The sequence below is a fragment of the Arthrobacter sp. zg-Y1143 genome (genome assembly GCF_030125565.1).
In the GTDB taxonomy this organism is placed as follows: Bacteria; Actinomycetota; Actinomycetes; order Actinomycetales; family Micrococcaceae; genus Arthrobacter_B.
Genome location: NZ_JASKLW010000012.1, coordinates 174,678 through 190,196, shown reverse-complemented (window position 1 = coordinate 190,196; position 15,519 = coordinate 174,678). Strand labels below are relative to the sequence as shown.

19 protein-coding genes are annotated in these 15,519 nt (G+C 66.0%); all 19 read right to left on the bottom strand.

Annotated features, from left to right (window positions below; genetic code table 11):
• Positions 1-56 precede the first annotated feature (56 nt).
• The 19 genes from QNN98_RS14150 to QNN98_RS14060 all read right to left on the bottom strand — a co-directional run bounded on the left by QNN98_RS14150 (position 57) and on the right by QNN98_RS14060 (position 15,458).
• Entirely contained in the window at positions 57-869 is an 813-nt protein-coding gene (locus tag QNN98_RS14150; RefSeq protein WP_283997971.1) for an OmpA/MotB family protein, read from the bottom strand.
• Positions 866-1,669 (bottom strand): motility protein A, encoded by an 804-nt coding sequence (locus tag QNN98_RS14145; protein ID WP_227913291.1) that lies wholly within the window; start codon positions 1,667-1,669, stop codon positions 866-868. The genes QNN98_RS14150 and QNN98_RS14145 overlap by 4 nt, the downstream gene beginning before the upstream one ends.
• On the bottom strand, positions 1,669-1,980 hold the full coding sequence (locus tag QNN98_RS14140) for a flagellar FlbD family protein (RefSeq protein WP_227913290.1): 312 nt from the start codon (positions 1,978-1,980) through the stop codon (positions 1,669-1,671). The genes QNN98_RS14145 and QNN98_RS14140 overlap by 1 nt, the downstream gene beginning before the upstream one ends.
• A 177-nt stretch (positions 1,981-2,157) precedes the next feature.
• On the bottom strand, positions 2,158-3,360 hold the full coding sequence (locus tag QNN98_RS14135; protein ID WP_227913289.1) for a flagellar hook protein FlgE: 1,203 nt from the start codon (positions 3,358-3,360) through the stop codon (positions 2,158-2,160).
• A 38-nt stretch (positions 3,361-3,398) separates the two neighbouring features.
• The gene (locus QNN98_RS14130; RefSeq protein ID WP_283997967.1) at positions 3,399-3,875 is read right to left on the bottom strand and encodes a flagellar hook assembly protein FlgD; all 477 of its coding nucleotides are present in this window, start codon (positions 3,873-3,875) and stop codon (positions 3,399-3,401) included.
• 14 nt (positions 3,876-3,889) lie between these two features.
• Entirely contained in the window at positions 3,890-5,437 is a 1,548-nt protein-coding gene (locus QNN98_RS14125; protein ID WP_283997965.1) for a flagellar hook-length control protein FliK, read from the bottom strand.
• Positions 5,434-6,087, bottom strand: coding sequence for a C40 family peptidase (locus tag QNN98_RS14120; RefSeq protein WP_227913284.1), 654 nt, complete (start codon positions 6,085-6,087; stop codon positions 5,434-5,436). Before QNN98_RS14120 ends, QNN98_RS14125 begins: the two co-directional genes overlap by 4 nt.
• Positions 6,087-6,518: a flagellar FliJ family protein gene (locus QNN98_RS14115; RefSeq protein ID WP_283997962.1), complete on the bottom strand. Its 432-nt coding sequence runs from the start codon at positions 6,516-6,518 to the stop codon at positions 6,087-6,089. Before QNN98_RS14115 ends, QNN98_RS14120 begins: the two co-directional genes overlap by 1 nt.
• Positions 6,518-7,849: a FliI/YscN family ATPase gene (locus QNN98_RS14110; protein WP_227913282.1), complete on the bottom strand. Its 1,332-nt coding sequence runs from the start codon at positions 7,847-7,849 to the stop codon at positions 6,518-6,520. The genes QNN98_RS14115 and QNN98_RS14110 overlap by 1 nt, the downstream gene beginning before the upstream one ends.
• Positions 7,846-8,451 carry a FliH/SctL family protein gene (locus QNN98_RS14105; protein WP_283997960.1) on the bottom strand — a complete coding sequence of 202 codons (606 nt, stop codon included), beginning with the start codon at positions 8,449-8,451 and terminating at the stop codon, positions 7,846-7,848. Before QNN98_RS14105 ends, QNN98_RS14110 begins: the two co-directional genes overlap by 4 nt.
• A complete protein-coding gene (gene fliG / locus QNN98_RS14100) occupies positions 8,441-9,517 on the bottom strand; it encodes a flagellar motor switch protein FliG (protein ID WP_227913276.1) in 1,077 nt (358 codons plus the stop codon). The genes QNN98_RS14105 and fliG overlap by 11 nt, the downstream gene beginning before the upstream one ends.
• Entirely contained in the window at positions 9,514-11,103 is a 1,590-nt protein-coding gene (gene fliF, locus QNN98_RS14095; RefSeq protein ID WP_283997958.1) for a flagellar basal-body MS-ring/collar protein FliF, read from the bottom strand. Before fliF ends, fliG begins: the two co-directional genes overlap by 4 nt.
• Positions 11,103-11,408, bottom strand: a complete 306-nt coding sequence (fliE, locus tag QNN98_RS14090; RefSeq protein WP_227913273.1) for a flagellar hook-basal body complex protein FliE — start codon at positions 11,406-11,408, stop codon at positions 11,103-11,105. The genes fliF and fliE overlap by 1 nt, the downstream gene beginning before the upstream one ends.
• Complete coding sequence (gene flgC, locus QNN98_RS14085; RefSeq protein ID WP_227913272.1) at positions 11,408-11,800, bottom strand: flagellar basal body rod protein FlgC; 393 nt, start codon at positions 11,798-11,800, stop codon at positions 11,408-11,410. Before flgC ends, fliE begins: the two co-directional genes overlap by 1 nt.
• Positions 11,800-12,141, bottom strand: coding sequence for a flagellar basal body rod protein FlgB (locus QNN98_RS14080; RefSeq protein WP_227913271.1), 342 nt, complete (start codon positions 12,139-12,141; stop codon positions 11,800-11,802). Before QNN98_RS14080 ends, flgC begins: the two co-directional genes overlap by 1 nt.
• A gap of 187 nt (positions 12,142-12,328) precedes the next feature.
• On the bottom strand, positions 12,329-12,673 hold the full coding sequence (locus tag QNN98_RS14075; RefSeq protein ID WP_227913270.1) for a hypothetical protein: 345 nt from the start codon (positions 12,671-12,673) through the stop codon (positions 12,329-12,331).
• Positions 12,663-13,100 carry a flagellar export chaperone FliS gene (gene fliS, locus QNN98_RS14070; protein ID WP_227927061.1) on the bottom strand — a complete coding sequence of 146 codons (438 nt, stop codon included), beginning with the start codon at positions 13,098-13,100 and terminating at the stop codon, positions 12,663-12,665. The genes QNN98_RS14075 and fliS overlap by 11 nt, the downstream gene beginning before the upstream one ends.
• Before the next feature lie 2 nt (positions 13,101-13,102).
• Positions 13,103-14,437: a flagellar filament capping protein FliD gene (fliD, locus tag QNN98_RS14065; protein ID WP_227913267.1), complete on the bottom strand. Its 1,335-nt coding sequence runs from the start codon at positions 14,435-14,437 to the stop codon at positions 13,103-13,105.
• A gap of 184 nt (positions 14,438-14,621) precedes the next feature.
• The gene (locus QNN98_RS14060) at positions 14,622-15,458 is read right to left on the bottom strand and encodes a flagellin N-terminal helical domain-containing protein (protein WP_283997953.1); all 837 of its coding nucleotides are present in this window, start codon (positions 15,456-15,458) and stop codon (positions 14,622-14,624) included.
• Positions 15,459-15,519: the final 61 nt, after the last annotated feature.

Genomic DNA, 15,519 nt, shown 5'->3' with positions numbered 1-15,519 from the left:
TTGGACCGTCACATCCGGGACTATCGGCAGCGCAGGCCCGCGCGTAAGGGACGCGGTCAGCTGCCCGCCGCAGCTTGCTGTTCGGCCACGATTCCAGGGATCAGCGATCTCACGTCCTCGCTCTGTCCGGACAGGACCACAATGTCCACCCGCCGGTTGCGGGCCAGCTCCTCAGTTGTGGTGCCCGGCGTCAAGGGACGGGATTCGCCGTAGCCCACGGCCTTGATCTGGCCCTGCGCCACGCCGCCCTTGGCCACGAGGTAACGCAGCACGTTGACGGAGCGTGAGGAAGACAGCTCCCAGTCCAGGGCGTCGGTAGCGAACTGCCGGACCTGGGCGGTGTGCCCCTCGACGGATACCTGGTAGGTGGTGGGTGCCAGCGCCGGGCCCACGGTGTCCAGCACCTGCGCGGCGGCTTCGGTGAGGTCCGCCAGATCCGGGGCGAAGAACATTTCGGAGCTGACCAGGCGGATGGTCAGGCCCCGCTCATCCATTTCAAACCGGACGGCGTCTTCGAGGCCTTTTTCCTGCAACCCGGCATAGATGGCGTCCTGCAGCGCCGTGAGGTCGTCCACTTCCTTGGCGGCCAGGGCGGCGTCGGGCTCAATGATTTCCTCATTGTCCACTTTGTCCGGCGGCACAATGATGCCGACGGCGGTGTCCACCGTATTGGTTTCCGTGGCACCGAATCCGGTGGCCAGGGATTCCTTGAGCTGATCGAACTTCTCCTGGTCCACGCTGGACATGGCAAAGAGGACGATGAACATACACATCAGCACGGTGACCATGTCCATGTAGGAGGCCATCCAGCGTTCGTCCGGGTGGTTCTCCTCCTCGACCTTCGGCTTGCGCCGCTTGCTGGCACTCACGCTGCGTCCTGGACCTTCTCGGCCTTCTCCGCCTTATCCGCCTTGGTGCCCAGCGCGTGGGCGGGAACCATGGCCCGCAGGCGTTCGCCCAGCAGGCGGGGCTGGCTGCCGGCCTGGAGGGCCAGGACACCTTCCATCAGCAGGGTCATTTCTTCGGCTTCAAGATCTGCGAGGCGCTTGAGCCGGGAGCTGATCGGCAGCCAAATGAAGTTGGCCGAGAGCAGGCCCCACAGGGTCGCGACAAAGGCCGTGGCAATCATCGGTCCCAGGTGGTCCGGAGTGGAGAGGTTTTCCAGCACGTGGGTCAGGGACACCACTGTGCCGATGATGCCCACCGTCGGCGCGTAGCCGCCCAGGCTGTTGAAGAACTTGACCGGGATCTTGTCGCTGGCGGTCTTGGTGGCCACTTCGTCTTCGAGCAGCATCCGCAGTTCGTCGCCGTCAGTGCCGTCAGCGATGTTCTGCAGCGCGGTGCGCAGGAACGGGTCCTCCACTTCGGCAGCGTCCTGTTCCAGGGACAGCAGGCCCTCGCTGCGTGCCTTCTCGGCCAGCAGGACCACACGGTCAATGGTTTCCTGCGGCTGCGGGGTTTTGCCCATGAAGGCCCGGGGCAGGGCCTTGAATGCAATGAGGAAGTCCTTGAGCGTTCCGCCCGCCAGGCCCACGGCGATGGTGGCGCCGAAGACAAGGATCATTGGTGCCGGCAACAGAAGCGCGCCAACATGCGCGCCTTCGAGGGTGATCATGGCGTAGAGCGAGCCGAAGGCTAGCACCAGGCCGATTATTGTTGCTGGATCCATTAGTTGTTCCTAGGGCGAAGGGGCACGGTCTTGCTGGGGGTCGGGACACCGGACGGTTCCGCGGAAAAGACTTCGGGCACTAGCCCCAACCCGGGTCTTTCACGGACCGGTGCAGGGGTGTCCCGCGCCATGGAAATCACCAGGGCCCGGTAGGCGGCGATCCGGTCGATCACTTCCTGCATGCTCTCGGTCACGATGTACTTCGAGCCGTCCACCATCACCAGCGTTGTGTCCGGGTTGGCGTGGATCCGCTCGATCAGATCAGGGTTGATCGCAAACTGGGCGTCGTTCAGACGCGTGAGTACAATCATTGCCCTGCCCTGGTTCGTTCCACGGGACTCCGATAAGCCCTCACCCCTACTTTCGGCCGGTGCGCCCGGATTGTAAGGAAGACCGCTGTTTCGCGCGTCACGGCCCGGAACGCAGCGCCTTAAAAGCAGAACGGCCCCGGCTGCCGTGCAGCGGGGCCGTTCTGCGTGAAACTTCGGTTAGCGCTTCAGGTTGGTCAGTTCCTGCAGCACTTCATCCGAGGTGGTGATGATGCGGGCGTTGGCCTGGAAGCCGCGCTGGGCCACGATCAGGTTGGTGAATTCCTGGGAGAGGTCCACGTTGGACATTTCCAGGGAACCGGCAATCGCGTTGCCCATGCCGGGGTCGCCGGGGCCGCCCAGGACGGGGTTGCCCGAGTTCACCGTGGCGGTGAAACCGGAGTTGCCGGCCTTTTCCAGGCCAGCCGGGTTGGTGAAGGTGGCAACGGCAATACGCGCCAGTGCCTGCTTGGCCCCGTTGGTGAAGGAACCGATCAGCGTGCCGTCCTTGGCGATGGAGAAGGACTCCAGGGTGCCGGCGGCGCGCCCGTCCTGGCCGGTGACCGACGCGGTGCTGACGCCGGCATAGCTGGACAGGCCGGTCAGGTCCACCGTCGCGCCGCCCACGGTAATGGAGGCCGCGCTCCCGGCCACCTGCTTGCCGTCGGTAAAGTTCAGGTTCGCTGATTCAGGGGTTGAACCCGGCGCGGAGACGGACCAGCCTCCGGCGGTGCGGGTGAAGGTCAGCGGGATCACGCTGGCGACGCCGTTGTTGTTGTACACCGTCATGTCGCGGACGATCGTGCCTGCCGGCACCGGCGGCGTAGCAGCTGCGTCCCCGGCGGTGGTCTCAGAGGGAAGGTTTCCGCCCATGGTGACGTTCCCGGTGGCCTTGGCGGGGGAAATGGCGCCTTCCGGCAGGGTGACGTTGCCAACCGCACCGCCGGTGTTGATGACTCCGTCAACGCCGGTCCAGCCCTGGACAATCTTGCCGTCCGTGGTGACCAGGCGGCCGGAGGCGTCGACGTCGAAAGCGCCGGCGCGGGTGTAGGTGGTCTGGTCGCCCTGCTTGGTGACGAAGTAGCCGTCGCCGGAAATCATCAGGTCGGTAGCACGTCCGGTGGACTGGGCCGAGCCCTGGGTGAAGTTGGTGGTGATACCTGAAACCAGCACGCCCAGGCCTACCTGGGCCGGGTTGGAGCCGCCGTTGTTGGCGCCCGGGGCTGTGGCGCCCTGGGTCAGCTGGGAGAGGGTGTCCTGGAACTGGACGGCCGTGGCCTTGTAGCCCGAGGTGTTGACGTTGGCAATGTTGTTGCCGGTGACGTCGAGCATGGTCTGGTGTGAACGGAGTCCGGAGATACCGGAGTAAAGAGAGCGAAGCATGGCTGGCGCCTTTCAGCTTGGGTGATGCAGAGGGAAGGTTAGGCAGAGACTGGTGTTGTTGCGGGCGCAGGAGCCGGCGCAGCGGTATCCGGTGCGGCCGCTGTTGCGGAGACGACGCCGGAGATCCGGTCGAGCAGGACGTCCTTGCCGTTGATGTTGACGGTCGGAACGCCGGCCGCATAGGAAACCGAGCTGGCTGTTCCGGTGACGGGCTTGCCGGCGTCGTCGGTGTAGGTGACGCTCTGGCCGATCAGTGCGGCGGCCGCGATGCGCATCTGGAGGGAGAAGTTCTCTTCATCCATCTTCGCCATGGAGGTGAGCTGTTCCATGGAGGCCAGCTGGGTGGTCTGGGCGATCATTTCGTTGGTGTCCATGGGGGAACTGGGGTCCTGGTTGCGCAGCTGGGTCACCAGCAGATGCATAAAGACCTCGCTGTCCATGGATTGTTTGGGTGCGCGGGTGGCTTCGGCGGCGGTATCAGTACCGCGTGTTGCCACTAATGCTTCGATGGGCACGGGGGTCTCCTTTTCTAGGCCAGGAAGTCGATGGTTGAGGCCGGTCCGGGAAGTCCGGGACGGTAAGTGCGTGGGCGTGCGTCATCCGCGGCAGGGCGCCGGGCTTCAGCGTTGGCATTGGCGGAAGCGCCGGGTTGGGTTTCCCCGCCGCGGCGGCCGGCAGTTCCGTCCCCTGCGCCCTCGCCCGGGGTGCCGGAAGAGGAAAGGGACAGGTTGGCGTTCATGCCCGAACCGGCCAGGTCCCGGCGCAGGTCCGTCATCAGGGTCCGCAGCGCGTCACGTCCGGCTTCCGACGGGGCAAAAAGTTCAATCCGGACACCGTCCGCGCCCACATGGGCACGCACCGTGACCGGTCCCAAATTGTCCGGCGTGACGCTGAGCGTCATGACGTGTTCACCCTGCGGTGCCGCGGCCAGGCTGAACAGCGGCTGGGCCACCTGGGTCAGCAGCGGGGTTGCGGCGGGCGCGGGCGGCGCGGCGGATGCATGCACCGGAAGTGAGGCGATGGGAGCGGACGGCGACGGCGGTGCGGGGGCAGCGACCGGGCCGACGGCGGGAGCCGCGGTATCCGGTACGGCCGCCGCAGCGTCTGCGGTCCCGGTGGCCGGAACCGCCGCGGCAGCCGCGCCAGCCAGGAGCGGAGCCCCAGTTCCAGCAGCCGCGTCGGCGACGGAAACAGTATCGGCCGGGGCCTGCCCTGCTGCCGGAGCAGCCGCCGGGCTCCCAGCCGCCGGTATCCCGGAAAGGGAGGTGCCGGAAACGGGCGGAACGGAAACGGGTTCGGCGGCAACGGAGGCAGCGGCACCTTCCGCAGCGCTTGCTGCCGCCGGGTGCGCGGATGCTGCCGTTGCGGACGACGTGCTGCCCTGCGTGGGAGCAGCGGACATCCCCGATCCTGCCGCGCCGCGGAAAGCGCCGGCAACGGAGGCCTGCATGGCTGTAGCAGCTGCGGGCACGGCAACGGAGGGGGCTGCAGCGGGGGAAACTGCTGCGGCCGCCGGCCCGGCCGGTGCCGAAGTTGCTGCTGCCGCACTGCCGATGCCGCCGGCAGGGCCGGAGGTTGACACCGGCATCGCTGCACCGGAAGCGCTCCCGGCGGCTGCGGATCCGCCCGAAAGCGTTGTTCCGGCCAGATTTGCGAAGGTTGCTGCCGGGGAAGCCGGAGCTGCAACCGGGACCGGCAGGGGTGCAGTCCCTGCCGTGGCCGCCGCCGAATCGGGATTGAGGACAGGGGTGTCCGGGGTGTCGCCGCCGGTTGCCGGCTTTTCGGCCGGCAGGGCCCAGGTTGTATCTCCCGTTGTGTTTCCGGTTTCTACCTGTGTTCCCGGCTGTGCTTCCAACTGTGCTTCCAACTGGGCTCCCGGCTGGTCGGCCGGGGCGTTCTTCCGGGCGGTACCAGGCGCTGCCGTCTGTGCCGACGCCGCCACGGCGTCCTCCAGGGAAGAGCCAAAGGATGCACCGGCGTCGGGCCATGATGCACCGGCCTGCGGCGCTCCGGACGGAGCGGTCCGCGTAGCGGGTGCGGGGGCGGCGGGCCGCGGCATCCCGGTGGTCACGCTCATGCTGCGGATCCCATCAGGGCAGACTGCGCGGCCCGGGCGGAGGCCACCAGGTCGGTTACTGTCGAGGCGTCCATGGCTCCGGCCGTTCCCGAAGTTCCGGCGGCCGCGGCGGGCAGGATGCGGCGGATGGTGGTCAGGTTCGCGTCGGTTTCCCACGCATCGCGGATGGCAATGGTCTGGCCCGGTTGCGGGGCGTCCACTGCCTTTCCGTTGCCAAGATAGATGGCCACGTGGCCGCCGTCGTGGCTGAAGAGCAGGTCCCCGGCCTGTGCCTGTGCCAGGGACGCCACCTCGGTGCCGGAGCTCATCTGGTCCCAGGTCACCCGCGGCAGGGTGTAGCCCAGGTCCTTGTAGACGTTCTGCACAAAGGAGGAGCAGTCCAGGCCCTGCGCCGGGTCGTTGCCGCCCCAGACGTAGGGCAGGCCCAGGTACTTCTGGACGGCGTCGAGCACCTTGCCGTCGGCAGGCGCACCGGTTCCGGTGGAAGCAGCGGCGGTCAGTGAGGACAGCGTAGAGGCGAACTCCGCGCCGGAACCTGCCACGGAGGAAGCCGAAGCGGAGGCAGCCTTCTTCACATCCGCGGTGCCGGAGAGCTGGGTCAGCGTGCTCCGGATTTCATCGATCCGCCCCAGGGCGTCGGTCATGCTCATCAGTTGGCTTCCTTCTGCCGGCGGTGCCAGGCGGAGCCGGCAAGTTCGTCCAGGATGTTTTGTTCGGTGCGCAGGTCCTCGGCGGCTTCGGCCGCGGCGTACTTGCCTTCCAGCTTCTCCAGCCCCACGGAGCGGGCCCGGGCGGCGGAGAATTCGGCGCGGGCCGCTTCCACTTCCGCGGTGCGCCGGGTGCCCAGCGCGTTCAGGTCCGCCAGCATGCTCCGGGACGAGGCCCGGGCGGCGGCAATGGCGATGAGCGTGGCTGAGTCCATGGCCTGGCTGTTGCTGGATTCCAGGGCACTGTAGGCCTCGGTGCGGGCCTGTACCGTTTCCTTCTCGCGGACATTGGCGGCCGCCAGTGCACCGGCTGCGCGTTCCTGCTGCATCTGGCGCAGGCGAAGCAGGCCGGCCAGGGGAAAGGTGCGGGGCATCAGGACACCCCCAGCATTCGGGTCAGGTTGTTCAACTGCGCCCAGGCGGTTTCGGCCGGGGTCTGCTCATCCATGCGCTGCTGCAGGAAGGCGTTGATGGCGTCTTCGTTGGTCACGGCAGCGTCCACCAGCGGATTGGAACCGCGCTGGTAGGCGCCGACGTCGAGCAGGTCCTGGGCGGCCCGGCGGGCTGCCATTACCCGGCGCAGCGTGGACGCGGCGTCGCTGCGTTCGCGCGGGTTGACCCGGGAGGCCACCCGCGAAATCGAGGCCAGGGCGTCGATGGACGGGAAGTGGCCGGATACGGCCAGCTTGCGGTCCAGCACCACGTGGCCGTCCAGGATGGACCGGGCGCTGTCGGCAATGGGTTCGTTGTGGTCGTCGCCGTCCACCAGCACCGTGTACATGCCGGTGACCGAGCCGTGTTCGCCGGTACCGGCCCGCTCAAGCAGCTGCGCCAGCAGGGAGAAGGTGGAGGGCGGGTAACCCCGGGTGGCGGGCGGTTCGCCTACGGACAAGCCAATTTCACGCTGTGCCATGGCCACCCGGGTCAGTGAATCCATCATCAGCATCACGTGGGCGCCGCGGTCGCGGAAGGACTCGGCAATTCGGGTGGCCACGAAGGCGGCGCGCAGCCTCATCAGGGCGGGCTCGTCCGACGTCGAAACCACCACGATGGACCGGGCCAGGCCTTCAGCACCCAGGTCGTCTTCGAGGAATTCGCGCACTTCGCGGCCACGCTCCCCCACCAGGGCAATCACGGACACTTCGGCGTCGGTGCCGCGGGCAATCATGGACAGCAGCGAGGATTTGCCCACACCGGAACCGGCGAACAAGCCCATGCGCTGGCCGCGGCCCACGGTGGTGAGGGTATCCAGGGCACGCACGCCCAGCTGCAGTGGAGTGTCAATGCGGGTGCGCAGCATCGCGGACGGGGTTTCGTGGTCAAGCGGCACCAGGGCCTCAATGTCCAGCGGTCCCTTGCCGTCGATCGGCCGGCCCAGCCCGTCCAGCACGCGGCCGAACAGTCCGGCTCCGGTGGGTACCAGCAGCGGCGTGCCCTTGGACCGGGCGGGTGTGCCGGCGGTCAGGCCGGTAAGCCGGCCAAAGGGCATGCAGCGGATGCCGTCGCGGGTGGCAGCCACTACCTCCGCGTCAATGGCAGCTCCGGGGTGCCCGATGGAAACCAGGTCCCCCACGCCGCAGTCCAGGCCGGCAATTTCCACGCTGAGGCCGAGCACGGAGGAAACCCGGCCCACCCGCTGGGGTGCGGCTTCGCGCAGGGCGGCGGCGAACCCCGCGGGGCGCGGGCGCCACGCGGTGGCCGTCATGACCGGTCCTCAAGCAGGGCGGCGCGGGCGCGTTCGACGGCGCTGCTCAGCGAAGCGTCCAGATATCCGTCAGGGAATTCAGTAACCGCGTCGCCGCGCGGCAGGCTTGGGTCGCCCACAAAGTCGACGCGGGCGCGGCGCAGGGTGTCTTCATCCAGTGCCGCCAGGTCCACCGGGTGCATCCGGACCCGCTGCACCAGGTCGGTGTCCACCCCTTCCAGGGCGCGGGCCAAGGCAGACCGGGCCGAGGCGTCGTCGTTGGCCAGTTCCCGGCGCAGCAGGGCTTCAGCCAGGTCCATCGCGGCAGTGGCCAGCGTGTCCTGCATCTCGGTCATCAGGGCCACGGTGCGGCCTTCGAGGCTGAATACCGCGGCGTTTAGCGCGGCGAGGCTGCGGTTCACGCGTTCCTGGCCGCGGCGCATTTCATCCTCGTACTGTTCCTGCAGGGTGCGGCGCAGCAGTTCGGTATCGGCGGCCGCCGCCCGCAGGCCTGCGGCGTAACCGGCCGCGTGGCCGCGTGCCTCCACCTGGGCGTTGAGCTGGTCTTCGTCGGCGGCGCCCAGCGCGGTGTAGACCAGGCGGGAGAAGGTCTCAGTAGACATATTCTTCCTCGTCCGCGTGGTGTACCTCGATGATGCCCTGGGCTTCCATTTCGCGGATGGCCCGGACAATGTTGGCGCGGGCCTCCTCCACCTGCGAGAGGCGGGCGGGGCCGGACACCTTGATTTCGTCGTCGAGCAGTTCCCGGTTGCGTTCGGACACGTTGGTGCGGATCGCATCCAGCACCGGCTCGGTGGCGCCCTTCATGGCCAGGGCCAGGGTGCCCACATCGATTCCGCGCAGCACCAGCTGCACGTCGCGGCGCTCGAGCTTGACCAGGTCGGCGAAGGTGAGCATGCGGGAGCGTACTTCCTCGGCCAGGTCCGGATCACGTTCCTCGAGGGATTCGAGCAGCGCGCGTTCGGTGACGGCGTCGGAACGGTTGATGATGTCCACCAGCGGCTGGATGCCGCCGATCGCATCGGTGGCTTCGCGGGCGGCGCCCAGGGCGGAGGCCCGGGCGCGCAGGGTTTCGGCCACCACGCGTACGGCTTCGGGGGTTGCCCGGGCCATGGTGGCAATGGCCTGCGCCACGTCGGTGCGCAGGTCCTGGTTCAATCCGGTGAGGACCGCCGAGGCACGCTGGGGGCGCATGTGCGCCAGGACCAGGGCAATGGTCTGCGGCAGTTCACCGTCCAGGAGGGAGATCACCTGGTTCGGTTCGGCGCTCTCCAGGAATTCGAAAGATTTGCCGGCCATGGAGGAGGCCAGGCGCTCCATGACGCCGGAGGCACGCTCGACGCCGAAGGAGGCTTCCAGCAGGCCCATGGCGACGTCGCGGCCGCCGTGGGCGCGGCGCCTGCCTTCAACGGTCATGTCATAGAACTCATTGATGGCGTCTTCGGCCACGGACGCATCCACCCGGCGGAGCCGGACGATCTCCGCGGCAATGGACTGGGCCTCGGCTTCGGTGAACTGCTGCATCACGACGGCGGCGCGCGAGGTTTCCATCTGCATCAGGACAATGGCGGCCTTCTGGGTGCCGGTCAGTTCGCCCTTTGCCGGTACGTCATCCGGGACAGCCAGGCCGAGCCCCAGCCCGGCCGGGGCGGTAGCTAGTTCGGTCATGACCGGCTGTCCTCCATGAGGTTGCGCAGGTAGTCTGCGGTGCGTACCGGATCCTGCGCGGCGAGGGCGTCGAGTTCGGCGCGCTTACGGTCCTGGCCAACGGCTGCGGCAACAATCTGCATGGAGGCGGTGTCCGTGGGAAGGGGTTCCGGTTCCAGCATGGCCAGGCTGGTGGCCGGGGCCAGCGGATCCAGTTCGGGCAGCTCGCCCAGGTCCACGGCTTCGCGGTTCTGGCGGCGGGAGCGCATGGCGTAGGCCACCAGGGCCAGGATGATCACCAGGACGATGCCGGCCACGATAATACCCATCCGCAGCATTTCGGCGCGGCGTTCAGCCTCGTCGGCTGCTTCCGCTTCGGCCAGTGCGTCTTTGGCACTCGTGGCGCCGTCAGCGTTGAAGGACACCATTTCCACCGTGATTTCATCCCCGCGTTCGGTGTTGATGCCAGCGGCGGTGGAAACCAGGGCTTCCAGGTCCGCAACGTTTAGTCCGGCGGCGGCCTGGGTATTCAGGGCCACCGAGACGGTCTGCCGGTTCAGGGACCCTGCAGGGATGTCCCGGGTTTCGGTCACCTTGTTCACGGCGTTGTTCTTGGTGCTCGTTTCGGATTTGAAGGATCCGTCGTCGTTGGTGCCGTTGGGCACAGCGATGTTGTCCGGACCCAGGACGCCGGCGGCGGTACCGCCGTTGGCGCCGGTGTATTCCTCGGTGCTGGTGGATTCATTCAGCGCCGGGGTGTCCTGCGGTGCGGTGAAGGACTCTTCCACCCGGTTGGCGGATTCGTAGTTCATGTCCGCAGCCACTGCCACGGTGGCGTTGCCGGGGCCTACTACCCGGTCCAGCATGGTCTGCACGGAGGCGGTCACACGCTCTTCGTAGTCGGTGGCCTGCTTATCGGCGGAGCCGGTGGCGCCCACTCCAACTGCGGAGAGCACGGTGCCGCTGGCGTCGATTACGGCAACGTCGGTGGACTGCATGCCGTCCACCGAGGCCGAGGTCAGGTGCACAATGGCCGAGACCTGGTCTGCGCTGAGGGTGGTGCCCTTGGCGGTTTCCACAAAAACGGAGGCGGTGGGGTCGGATTTCTCCGACACAAAAACGGTGTCTTCGGGGATGGCGAGCTGCACGGAGGCATTCTTCACGCCGTCGATGGCGCCCACTGTTTTGGCGATTTCGCCTTCCAGGGCCCGCTTGTAGGTGACGGACTGCTGGAACTCGGAGGAGGTGACCCCCATGTCATCCAGCAGGGAGTACCCGCCGGTGGATTCGGAGGGCAGGCCGGCACCGGCAGCCTTGAGCCGCTGGTCGTAGACGTTTTCTTCCGGAACCATGATGGTGCCGCCGCCGTCGGCAACTTCATACGGAACACCGTCCGTCTTGAGCTGCTCCACAATGCTGTTCGCGTCTTCGGCCTGCAGCCCGGAGAACAGGGGCGTGTAGGACGGTTTGGTCATCCAGGAGGCAAGCATGGCTATCCCGAGGGCCACCACGGCGATACCAATGATGGCAATGGTTTTCTGGGCGAGGGTGAACTCGCGGAGGGTGGTGCCGATCCGGCCCGCCATCGCATTCATAGCCGGGGGCATCAGGCCTGCATCCGCATAATCTCGTTGAACGCGTCAACGCCCTTGTTCCGCACCGCGGCAACAAGTTCCAGCGTGAGGGAGGCGCGGGTGGAGGCAATGGTGGCGGCATGGATGTCATCCAGGTCTCCGGTCACGGCCTGTACTGCCAGGGTCTTGGACGTGGACTGCAGTTCGGTGACGTTGTCCACGGCCCCGGTGAGGGACGTGCCGAAGGCCGAGCCGTCCGTGGAGACTGCCGGGGTGGCCGCCTCAATGTACGCCGTGGGCGTGGTGCCGCTGACGGCGGCGATGGCGGGAACGGGCATTAGGAGCGTCCAATCTGCAGTGCTGCTTCATACGTGCTCTTCGCACGGTCAACCACGGCGGCGTTGGCTTCGTAGCCGCGTTGGGCAAGGATCAGGTTGCCCATCTGTTCCGACAGGTCGATATCGGGGTACCGGACGTAGCCTTCGGCGTCGGCCAGGGCGTGGTCCGGCTGGTAGACCATCCGGCCTTCGGCGTCGCCGTACTGGACACCGGAGACGTAGACGCCGGTGCCTTCCGCGCCTTCCTGCGCCACAACGTAGCGGGCTTGGAAGGCCGCGCCGTCGGTGCTGGAGACGTTGTTGGCGTTGGCCAAGTTGTCGGAGACTGCGTCCAGCCATTTGCGGTGTGTGGTCAGTCCGGTGGCGGCAATGCCGATGGCATCAAAAGTCATTAGTTGGTCCTCATGGCCGTGCGGAGGGAGCTGGCTTCTCCGCCAACAGCCTGGGTGGCGAACTGGTAGCGCAGCACAGTGTCAATGTTGGACAGGGTTTCCGTGTCCAGGTTGACGTTGCTGCCGTCCAGGCGGGTGGGTTCCAGGGAGCGCGCGGTGGTGGCGGCGGCCGCTCCGTTGCCGGCTTTCACTGATTTAGCGAGGGCGTCTTCGAAGCTGACGCGCTGGGCCTTGTAGCCGGGGGTATTCACATTCGCGATGTTGTTCGCGATGGCCCGCTGACGGAGGGCAAGGCCATCCAAGGCACTTTGCAGCGCAATGGAGGAAACGGAATCGAACACGGTGGGACCCAGTTCTCGCTAAAGGGACGGTGCGGCCGATCCGTGGCCTTTTACGCGAGCGATCCATGCTCTCAATGGTGATTATCGGCAGTTAAATAAACCGCGTAAGGAATCACCGGGTAATTTTTTGATTTTTTTGAGTACTGGGTATATAGGTACTAAGTACCCTGTCTAATTCCGTGCTTTATTAGCCGTCGACTTCGAGGTAAACGGCCGACGACGTCGGGCCGGGAACGCTGCGGATCAACATGCTCTGCTTGCGGTTGGTACGCGACTCATTCCGCAACTGGGCGTAGGCGCGTGACTGTGCCTTGGACAGCAGCCGTGCGCGGGTGATGAGGGCTTCCGGCAGCGGGCCCAGTTCGGCCGGCGGCTCCCAGTCGGCGGCAGCTTCGCGGGCCTGTTCGGTGAGGGACTGGCCTTCGAGGAAGGACTCCAGGTTGTCTTCGAGCTGGGTCAGCACGGTTTCCCAGAGCATGAAGTTCTCCAGCTCCGCGGGGGTGCGGTAGGGCTCTGCCGATTCAGCCGACACCGAGGACTCCTCCGGGAGTTCCGGCTGCAGCAGGCGCGACACCCGCGGCGGGCAGCTGCGCGGCGGCCTCGTGCCAGGCGGCGCGGATTGGTTCGAGCAGGTCGATGCATTCGCGGGTCAGTTTCGCGTCCCGGCCGATGTTGGCGTTCATCAGCGTGGACAACGAGTACGTGTAAATGGCGTGCAGGTTTTCCCCGCCCTCCCAAACGTCCGTTTTCAGCGTGCCCAGCAGTTCGGTGATGATGGCCTGCGCGTGGAGCAGGTTTTCCGAGGCTACTTGCCAGTTGGCAGTGGTCTGGGCTTCTTCGGCACGGGCCAGGTCCAGCAGCAGCCGGTCATAGAGCATGGTCAGCAGGCGCGCCGGGGAGGCGGAGAGCACTGCGTTGCGTGCGTATTCGGCACGCTTGGCTGCAAGTCCGTAATTCACGGTCACTTCTTACTCGAGGAGGCGGAGAGGGAGTCGAGCTGGCCGGTGAGCCAGTCCATCTGGCTGTTCAGGGTGCCGAGCTTAACTTCCAGGTTGGACCAGATCATTTTCAGCGTGGATTCGCGGGAAGCCAGGCGCCGGTCCCAGTCCTCAACCTGCGTGTTGAGGGACTTCACCACGGTTTCCTGGCTGGTGATGCGCTTGGTTATGGAGCCGTCGTACTTATCTGAGGCAGCCTTGCCGGCCGCTTCGACCCGGGAGGCGATGGCGGTAAGCGCGGCCTGTGTTTTTTCCGGGTCCGCGGCCAGGGCGGTGCTGAACTTCTCGGCATCGAACTCGACCGTGCCGTATTTGGTGAGGGTGATACCGATTTCCGACGGAGAGCGTCCGTCCAGCGCACCGGTGGCGGCATCAATGATTGACTGCTTCAGCGAGCGGGTGGCCGAGTCTCCGGTAAATACTCCGCCGGTGGTTTTTGTGACGCCGTCTGACGTGTTCACTGATACGGCGGAGTTCCGGTCGATGTAATTGAACACGTCGGTGAGGCCGGTGACTAGCGAGGCCGCGACGTCGGAGATCGCCTTGGCGTCCCGGCTCACGGCCACGGTCACTGGCTGGGCGGAGACGGCAGACACCGTAATGTCCACGCCGGGCATCAGATCGGCAAAGGTGTTGGTGGCCGAGGTAATTTTCGTTTCCGCGCCGGGCACTCCGGCCCACAGCGTGACCTCAGCGTCGGATCCCGCGCGGATGGCACCCAGATCGGTGCCGTTCTGCGAGACGGTGAACGCTCCTGCTGCACCGGTTTCGGCGGCGGTGAACTGCATACGGTACTGCTGCACGCCGTCCACGCTGCCGGCGGCGATCTTGACGGCCGTGACACCCAGGTTGGCCTTGTTGACCGTGCTGATGACTTCGTCCATGCTCTTGCCCGCGGTGTCCAGCTCGGTGATGGCCCCGTCGACGGAAATCGACAGCGCGTCACCGTTGGGCCAGGCGGCCATGGCTCCGGACAGGGACACCTGCGCGGTGGCCAGCTTGTTCACCGTGAGGTCCAGCGACCCGGCGGCGGCACCGGTCTTGACGGTGGCCTTGATACTGTCCGAGCCGGAGACTGCGGTGTAGCGTTCCGTGCCGGCCGGCTTGGCGATCTTCCCGGCCGCCTCGGTCAGTGACGCGATCTTGCTATTCAGGTTCTGCAGGGCGGTAGCGAATAGTTTATTGGTCTCGACCTTTTGCTTCAGCAGCGCCTGGGGACGGGCTTCAACCTTCATGAGTTCGGTGATCATCTCGGTGGTTTTGATGCCGCTGATCAGCCCGTCAATGCCTAGCGCCATGAAAATGCTCCTTGAGAAGTCCTGCTGGAAAGGTTCTGCCGAAAAGGTTTGCGGTGAAAAAGCGAAGGCAGGGAATGGGCTGGCGGCGGGAAGCGTGAGGTCCAAGTCATGTTTCCCCGCCGCCAGCGGCCATTCACCTGCCGGTCATACGGTCACTGCTGATAAATCCGTGCTGCCCGATCTGCTACTGCAGGAGCGACATAACGCCGGAGTTCATCTGGTTGGCCTGGGCCAGCATGGCGGTAGCGGCCTGGGACAGGATCTGGGACTTGGTGAAGCTGCCCATTTCCGCTGCCATGTCCGTGTCGCGGATACGGGAGTTGGCCGAGGAGAGGTTCTCCACGGACACCGCGATGGAGCGCGAGGTGGACTCCAGGCGGTTCTGCTGTGCACCGAGGGTGGCGCGCTGATCCGAAGTGGACTTGATGGCAGCATCCAGCTTGGTGGTCGACGCGGCTGCGTTTACCTGGGTATCAACGGTCAGGTCGCCCATCGTGGTGAGCGTGGCGGCCACGTTGGCCAGAGTGACGTCGATGGTCTCGTTGGCATCAGCACCAACCTGGATCTTCAGCGTGCCTGCAGTAGCGCCGGAGGTCACGGTATTGTCCAGCAGCTGGATGCCGTTGAAGTTTGTCGTGTCCTTGATCCGTCCCAGTTCCGAGGTCAGGGCCGTGACTTCGGTCTGGATAGCGGTGCGGGATTCGGTGTTGTTCGTATCGTTGGAAGCCTGAACCGTCAGGTCACGCATACGGTTGAGGATGTTGTGGACCTCGGTCAGGGCGCCTTCAGCGGTCTGGATGAGGCTGATGCCGTCCTGGGCGTTGCGGCCGGCAACGGTGAGACCGGAAACCTGGTTCTTCAGGCCTTCGGAGATCGCCAGGCCGGCGGCGTCGTCAGCTGCACGGTTGATGCGCATGCCGCTGGAGAGGCGCTCCACCGACTTGGCCTGCGAGCTCTGGTTGAGCGTCAGGTTACGCATGGCGTTGAGCGATGAAACGTTGGTGTTAATTGTGAAACCCATGATGTATTCCTCCGTGAGTGGGCTGTACTAACCGGCCCGTCCGTGGGCCTGCAACCATAGC

Excerpts from the sequence above, each read along its gene's own strand:
- QNN98_RS14140 (WP_227913290.1), bottom strand. The coding sequence starts at position 1,980 with ATGATTGTACTCACGCGTCTGAACGACGCCCAGTTTGCGATCAACCCT.
- flgC (WP_227913272.1), bottom strand. The coding sequence starts at position 11,800 with ATGACTTTTGATGCCATCGGCATTGCCGCCACCGGACTGACCACACAC.
- QNN98_RS14110 (WP_227913282.1), bottom strand. The coding sequence starts at position 7,849 with ATGACGGCCACCGCGTGGCGCCCGCGCCCCGCGGGGTTCGCCGCCGCC.
- QNN98_RS14145 (WP_227913291.1), bottom strand. The coding sequence starts at position 1,669 with ATGGATCCAGCAACAATAATCGGCCTGGTGCTAGCCTTCGGCTCGCTC.
- fliG (WP_227913276.1), bottom strand. The coding sequence starts at position 9,517 with ATGACCGAACTAGCTACCGCCCCGGCCGGGCTGGGGCTCGGCCTGGCT.
- QNN98_RS14135 (WP_227913289.1), bottom strand. The coding sequence starts at position 3,360 with ATGCTTCGCTCTCTTTACTCCGGTATCTCCGGACTCCGTTCACACCAG.
- fliD (WP_227913267.1), bottom strand. The coding sequence starts at position 14,437 with ATGGCGCTAGGCATTGACGGGCTGATCAGCGGCATCAAAACCACCGAG.
- QNN98_RS14060 (WP_283997953.1), bottom strand. The coding sequence starts at position 15,458 with ATGGGTTTCACAATTAACACCAACGTTTCATCGCTCAACGCCATGCGT.
- QNN98_RS14125 (WP_283997965.1), bottom strand. The coding sequence starts at position 5,437 with ATGAGCGTGACCACCGGGATGCCGCGGCCCGCCGCCCCCGCACCCGCT.
- fliF (WP_283997958.1), bottom strand. The coding sequence starts at position 11,103 with ATGCCCCCGGCTATGAATGCGATGGCGGGCCGGATCGGCACCACCCTC.
- fliE (WP_227913273.1), bottom strand. The coding sequence starts at position 11,408 with ATGCCCGTTCCCGCCATCGCCGCCGTCAGCGGCACCACGCCCACGGCG.
- QNN98_RS14115 (WP_283997962.1), bottom strand. The coding sequence starts at position 6,518 with ATGCCCCGCACCTTTCCCCTGGCCGGCCTGCTTCGCCTGCGCCAGATG.
- QNN98_RS14120 (WP_227913284.1), bottom strand. The coding sequence starts at position 6,087 with ATGAGCATGACCGACGCCCTGGGGCGGATCGATGAAATCCGGAGCACG.
- QNN98_RS14105 (WP_283997960.1), bottom strand. The coding sequence starts at position 8,451 with ATGTCTACTGAGACCTTCTCCCGCCTGGTCTACACCGCGCTGGGCGCC.